This is a genomic window from Streptomyces sp. UNOC14_S4, assembly GCF_020740835.1.
GTDB lineage: Bacteria > Actinomycetota > Actinomycetes > Streptomycetales > Streptomycetaceae > Streptomyces.
This window is the reverse complement of record NZ_JAINFC010000384.1, coordinates 1-7,420: the sequence shown is the minus strand read 5'-3', so window position 1 is coordinate 7,420 and position 7,420 is coordinate 1. Positions and strand designations below refer to the sequence as shown.

1 protein-coding gene is annotated in these 7,420 nt (G+C 77.1%); it reads left to right on the top strand.

The features are described from left to right. Positions 1-7,420 (top strand): type I polyketide synthase (locus K6I34_RS27200; RefSeq protein ID WP_229329669.1); only part of this gene is annotated, 7,420 nt, incomplete at both ends.

Sequence of the window (7,420 nt, the reverse complement as noted above, 5' to 3'; positions counted from 1 at the left end):
GTCCGCCCCCGCTCCGTGGGTGCTCTCCGCCGTCGGCGAGGCGGCGCTGCGCGAGCAGGCCGCGCGGCTGCGCGACACCGCGGCGGACGCGGAACCGGCCGACATCGGCTGGTCGCTGGCCACCACCCGCAGCGCCTTCGCGGAGCGGCGGGCCGCCGTCACCGGGGCGACGGCGGAGGAGTTCCTGGCCGGTCTGGACGCGCTGGCCCGGGGCGAGGACGCCCCGAACGTGGTGCGGGGCAGTGCCGCCGGAGCCGGCAGGACGGCGTTCCTGTTCACCGGCCAGGGCGCGCAGCGCCTCGGCATGGGCCGGGAGCTGTACACGGCGCACCCGGTGTTCGCCGCGGCACTGGACGAGGTCTGCGCCGCGCTGGACGTCCACCTGGAGCGGCCGCTGCGCGAGGTGCTCTTCGCCGCCGAGGACGGCCCGGACGCGGACCTCGTGCACCGTACGGACTGGACGCAGCCCGCGCTGTTCGCCGTCGAGGTGGCGCTGTTCCGGCTGCTGGAGCACCACGGCGTGGTCCCGGACCTGCTGGCGGGCCACTCGATCGGCGAGGTGGCCGCCGCGCACGTGGCGGGGGTGTTCTCGCTCCCCGACGCGGCGCGGCTCGTCGCGGCGCGCGGCCGGCTGATGCGGGCGGCGCCCGAGGGCGGCGCGATGATCGCGGTCGAGGCGGGGGAGGCCGAGGTCGCGGCCTCGCTGGAGGGCCGCGGGCGGGAGGTGTCGATCGCCGCGGTCAACGGGCCGACGGCCGTGGTCGTCGCCGGTGACGAGGCCGTGGCCGAGGAGGTCGCCGCGTACTGGCGCGAGCGGGGCCGGCGCACCCGCCGACTGCGGGTGAGCCACGCCTTCCACTCCCCGCACATGGACGCCGTGCTGGAGGAGTTCCGCGCGGTCGCCGGATCCCTGGCCTTCCACGAGCCGTCGATACCGCTGGTGTCCACGGTCACCGGTGCGCTCGCCACGGAAGGACTGCTGACCGACCCGGGCTACTGGGCGGAGCAGATCCGCCGGGCGGTGCGCTTCCTGGACGCCACGCGGGCCCTGGAGGAGCAGGGCGCCACGGTGTTCGTCGAGGTCGGGCCGGACGCCGTCCTGACGGCGATGGCGCAGAACTCGTTCGCCACGGAGGGCCGCACGGCCGTTCCGCTGCTGCGCGCGGGCCGCCCGGAGGCCGCCTCCTTCGCCATGGGCGCGGGCCGCGCCCACACGGCGGGCGCGCCGCTGCGCGCGGAGACGTTCTTCCCCGGCGGTACCCGGGTGGACCTGCCCACGTACCCGTTCCAGCGCGAGCGGTTCTGGCTGGCCCCCCGGGCCCGTACGGACGCGCGCAGTCTGGGGCTGGACGCGGGCGGGCACCCGCTGCTGGCGGCGGCGATCGGTCTGGCGGACCGGGAGGACGTGGTCCTCACCGGCCGGCTCTCCCCGGCCGATCAGCCGTGGCTCGCCGACCACGCCGTCGGCGGCACGGTGCTCGTCCCGGCCACCGCGTTCCTGGAGCTGGCGGTCGCCGCGGGCGACCGGGCCGACGCGCCGGGTGTCGCGGAGCTGACCCTGCAGGTTCCCCTGGTGCTCGACGAGCGTGGGGGCGCCCGGGTGCAGGTGACCGTCGGCGCACCGGAGGCGGCGGGCGGGCGTCCGTTCACCGTGCACGCCCGCCCCGACAACGGCGACGAGACGCTGCCGTGGACCCTGCACGCCTCCGGCGTACTGGGCGGCACCGGTGGGGCGGAGGAGGCGGACGAGCTGCGCGCCTGGCCGCCCGCGGGCGCCGAGCCCGAGCCGCTCACCGACGTGTACGAGCGGCTGGCCGGTCTCGGGTACGGGTACGGGCCGGCGTTCCAGGGTCTGACGGCCCTCTGGCGCAAGGGCGGTGACCTCTACGCCGAGGTGCGGCTGCCGGAGGACCTGCGCGAGGGCGCGGGCCGGTTCGGGCTGCACCCGGCGCTGCTGGACGCCGTCCTGCACCCGCTCGTGCTGGACGCCGCGGACCGCAGCGGCCCCGGCGAGATCCGGCTGCCGTTCGCGTGGAGCGGCGCGGTGCTGCACGCGGCGGGCGCGACCGCGCTGCGGGTGCGGATCGCGGCCACGGGACCGGACACCGTCGCCCTGACCCTCGCCGACACCTCGGGCGCCCCGGTGGCGTCGGTGGAGTCGCTGACGCTCCGCCCGGTGGCCCTGGACAGGCTCGCGCCCGCGGGCGGCGCGGGGGACGCGCTGTTCACCGTGGAGTGGCCCGTGACCGCCGCCGCGGGCACGGCCGGTGACCTGCGCTGGGCCGAGATCACCGGCGCGGACGGCCTGGCGGGTGCCGTCGGGGCCGACGTGGTGGCCGTCCGCCTGCACGCGGACGGCGGCGCCGCCGCGCACACCCCCGAGGCCGCGCACGCGGCGGCCGCGGGCGCGCTGGAGATACTGCGGCGGTTCGTGTCCGGGGAGGAGTTCGCCGACGCCCGGCTGGTGTTCGTCACCCGTCACGCGGTCGCGGTCGTGCCCGGTGAGGACGTGACGGACCTGACGCACGCCCCGGTGTGGGGGCTCGTGCGCGCGGCGCAGTCCGAGCACCCGGGCCGTGTGGTGCTGGCCGACATCGACGAGGCGGCCGACGCGGCCGGGGACGGCACGGAGCCGCTGGCGGCCGGTGTGGCCGCGGGCGAGCCGCAGTTCGCCGTGCGCGGCGGACAGCTGCGCGTACCGCGCCTGACCCGCGCGGGCGCGGCCGCCGAAGGCCCCGGCATCGACCCGCGGGGCACGGTGCTGATCACCGGCGGCACCGGCGGCCTGGGCGCGCTCTTCGCCCGGCACCTGGTCACCCGGCACGGGGCGCGGCACCTGCTGCTGAGCAGCCGCCGCGGTGACCGGACGCCGGGCGCGGACGCCCTCGTGGCCGAACTCGCCGGGCTGGGCGCCGAGGTGAGCGTGGTGGCGGCCGACGCGGCGGACCGCGACGCCCTCGCGGCCCTGCTGGCGGCCGTGCCCGCCGAACACCCGCTGACCGCCGTGGTGCACACGGCGGGCGTCCTGGACGACGCGACCGTGACCTCCCTGACGGATGATCAGCTGCACCGGGTGCTGCGGCCCAAGACGGACGCCGCGTGGCACCTCCACGAGCTGACGTCCGGTCAGAACCTGGCGGCGTTCGTGCTCTTCTCGTCGGTGTCCGGACTCACCGGCACGGCGGGGCAGGCCAACTACGCGGCCGCCAACACCTACCTCGACGCGCTGGCCGCCCACCGCCGGGCGCGGGGCCTCGCCGCCACCTCGATGGCGTGGGGCCTGTGGGACGGCACGCACGGCATGGGCGCCACCCTGGCCGAGGCGGATCTGGCCCGCTGGGTCCGGGCGGGCGTCGCGCCGCTGACCCCCGCGCAGGGCGTGGAGCTGTTCGACGCCGCCCTGGCGGGCGACGCGCCGCTGGCCGTACCGGCGGCCCTGGACATGGCCGGGCTGCGCCGTGCCGAGGAGCTCCCGTCGCCGCTGCTGCGCGGCCTGGTGCGCACCCGCCCACGGCGTACGGCGGCCGCGGCCGCCACCGACGCCCCCTCGTGGGCGCGCGAGACGGCCGCGCTGAGCCCCGAGCGGCGGCAGGCCGCCGTGCTGGAGCTGGTACGGGGCGTGGTCGCCGCCGTGCTCGGGCACGCGGACGCCTCCTCCGTCGCGCCCGAGCGGGCGTTCAAGGAGATCGGCTTCGACTCGCTGGCGGGTGTGGAGCTGCGCAACAGGCTCACCACGGCCACCGGGCTGCGGCTGCCGGCCACGGTCGTCTTCGACCACCCCTCCCCCGGCGCGCTGGCCGCGTACCTGACCGCCAAGGTGTCGGACACCGCGGCGTCCCCGGCGGCGCCGACCGCGCGTCCCACGCCCGTCGTCGCGGACGACGACCCGGTCGTCATCGTCGGCATGGCCTGCCGCTACCCGGGCGGGGTGGGCTCGCCCGCGGAGCTGTGGCGTCTGGTCGCCGAAGGCACCGACGCGATCAGCGAGTTCCCCGTCAACCGCGGCTGGGACCTGGACGGCCTGTACGACCCGGACCCCGAGCGGACGGGCACGTCGTACGTGCGGCACGGCGGGTTCCTGCACGACGCCGACCTGTTCGACCGGGAGTTCTTCGGCGTCTCGCCGCGCGAGGCGACCGCGACGGACCCCCAGCACCGGCTGCTGCTGGAGACTGCGTGGGAGACCTTCGAGAGCGCGGGCATCGACCCGGCCCTGCTGCGGGGTTCGAACACCGGGGTGTTCACGGGCGCCATGTACGACGACTACGCGTCGCGGCTGGCGGCGGGCCCGGCCGAGTTCGAGGGCTTCCTGCTGGCGGGCAACCTCTCCAGCGTCGTCTCGGGCAGGCTCTCCTACACCTACGGGCTCCAGGGCCCGGCCGTCACGGTGGACACCGCGTGCTCGTCGTCGCTGGTGGCCCTGCACCTGGCGGCGAACGCGCTGCGCAGCGGCGAGTGCGACCTGGCGCTGGCCGGCGGTGTGACGGTGATGTCCGGCCCCAACGTGTTCGTGGAGTTCTCCCGGCAGCGGGGGCTCGCCCCCGACGGGCGCTGCAGGTCCTTCGCGGCCGGTGCGAACGGCACCGGCTGGTCGGAGGGCGTGGGCCTGCTCCTGGTCGAGCGGCTCTCGGACGCGGAGCGCAACGGGCACCGGGTGCTCGCGGTCCTGCGCGGCTCGGCCGTCAACCAGGACGGCGCCTCCAACGGGCTGACCGCCCCCAACGGCCCCGCCCAGGAGCGGGTCATCCGGCAGGCACTGGCCGCCGCGGGGCTGACGGCCGCGGACGTGGACGCCGTCGAGGCGCACGGCACCGGCACCGGCCTGGGCGACCCGATCGAGGCGCAGGCCCTTCTCGCCACGTACGGGCAGGACCGGCCCGCCGACAGCCCGCTGTGGCTGGGCTCGCTGAAGTCCAACATCGGCCACGCGCAGGCCGCCGCGGGCGTGGGCGGCATCATCAAGATGATCGAGGCGATGCGGCACGGCGTCCTGCCCCGGACCCTGCACGTGGACGAGCCGTCCCCGCACGTGGACTGGGAGGCGGGCGCGGTCGCGCTGCTCACCGAGGAGCGGGAGTGGCCCGACACGGGCCGGCCGCGCCGTGCGGGCATCTCCTCCTTCGGCATCAGCGGCACCAACGCGCACGTCATCATCGAGCGGCCCGCCGACACCGCGGGCGCCTCGGCCGCCCCGGAACCGGCGGAGCCGTCGCCGACCGGGACCGCCGTGGCATGGGTGCTCTCCGCCCGCGACGAGGAGGCACTGCGCGCCCAGGCCGGGCGGCTGCACGCCCATGTGGGCACGCACCCGGAACTCCGCCCGGCCGACGTCGGGTTCTCCCTGGCCACCACGCGCGCGGCGCTGGAACACCGCGCGGCCGTCGTGGGGACGGACCGCGAGACGCTGCTCGACGCGCTCGGCGCGCTGGCCCGCGGCGAGGCGTCGCCCGCCGTGGTCCGGGGCACCGGCCCCGTCCGGCCCGGCGGGACCGCGTTCCTGCTGACCGGACAGGGCAGCCAGCGCCCGGGCATGGGACAGGAGCTGTACGCGTCCTCCCCCGTCTTCGCGCGCGCCCTGGACGAGGTGTGCGCGCTGCTGGACCCCGAGCTGCCGCGGCCGCTGAAGAGCGTGCTGTTCGCCGCACCCCGGTCCGCGGACGCCGCGCTGCTCGACCGGACGGTCTTCACCCAGGCCGCGCTGTTCGCCGTCGAGACCGCGCTGTTCCGGCTGCTGGAGCACCTGGGCCTGCGGCCCGACTACCTGCTGGGCCACTCGATCGGCGAGGTCACCGCCGCCCACCTGGCCGGGGTGCTGGACCTGGCGGACGCCTGCGTCCTGGTGGCCGGGCGCGGCCGGCTGATGGAGGCCGCCCGCGAGGGCGGGGCGATGGCCGCGGTCGAGGCGTCCGAGGACGAGGTCCTGGCCTGCCTGGAACCCTACGGCGACGCGCTCGCCGTGGCGGGCGTCAACGGGCCGCGCTCCACGGTGGTCTCGGGCGACGCGACCGCCGTCGAGGAGGTCGTGGCCCTCTGGAAGGCGCGGGGCCGCCGGGTCAAGCGGCTGCCGGTCAGCCACGCGTTCCACTCCCCGCACATGGAGGAGGTGCTGGACGAGTTCCGCACCGTCGCCAAGGGGCTGGACTTCCACGCCCCGTCGATCCCCGTGGTCTCCAACGTCACCGGTGTCCTGGCGACGGCCGAGGAACTGGCCTCGCCCGACTACTGGGCCCGGCACATCCGCCAGGCGGTGCGGTTCCTCGACGGGGTGCGCACCCTGGAGGCCGAGGGGGTGACCGGGTTCCTGGAGCTGGGCCCGGACGGCGTGCTCACCGCGCTCGTCCAGGACTGCCTGGCGGAGGACCCGGGAACGCTCGCCACGGCCCTGCGTGCCGGGCGACCCGAGGCCGGGACGGTCGCCGAGGCGGTCGCGCGGCTGCACGTCGCCGGTGCCCGCCCGGACTGGGCGGCGCTGTTCCCCGGCGCGCGCCGCGTCGACCTGCCGACGTACGCCTTCCAGCGCGAGCGCTACTGGCTGGAGGGCCCGGCCACGGCCGGTGACGCCGCCGGGCTGGGCCTGGTGACCGCCGGTCACCCGCTGCTGGGCGCGGCCGTGCCGGTCGCCGACCGCGACGCGTACCTCCTCACCGGCCGCCTGTCGCTCCGCACCCACCCCTGGCTGGCCGACCACGCCGTCTCCGGCACCGTGCTCGTACCCGGCACCGGCCTGCTGGAAATGGCACTGCGCGCGGGCGAACAAGCAGGCTGCGACACGGTGGAGGAACTCACCCTCGCCGCCCCGCTCGTACTCCCCGAGAAAAGCGCCGTCCAGCTCCAGCTGTCCGTCGGCGAACCCGACGACTCGGGACGCCGCGCCCTGCTCGTCCACTCCCGGCCCGACGGCGACGGGGCACAGGAGCCGTGGACGCTGCACGCCACCGGCACCGTCGTCACCGCGAGCCCGCAGGCTCCCGTGCCGGAGCTGCTGGTGTGGCCGCCGGCCGGGGCCACCGAGGTGGACCTGACAGGCGCCTACGAGCGGCTCGCGGAGCGGGGTTACGCGTACGGCCCGGCCTTCCAGGGGCTGCGCCGCGCCTGGACCCTGGGCGACGACGTCTTCGCCGAAGTCGCCCTCGGCGACGGACAGCACGCCGACGCACAGCGGTTCGCGCTGCATCCGGCCCTCCTCGACGCCGCGCTGCACACCCTGCTGCCCGGGGTCGTGGACGAGGACGGCCCGTCGTGGCTGCCGTTCTCGTGGGAGGACGCGGCGGTGCACGCCACCGGCGCGCCCGTGCTGCGGGTCAGGCTGTCGCTCGGGCGCCCGGACGCGGATGCGCTGACAGCCGCGCTGGCCGTGGCCGACGGCACCGGTCAGCCGGTCGCGACCGTGGGCTCGCTGAGCCTGCGGCCCCTGTCCCGG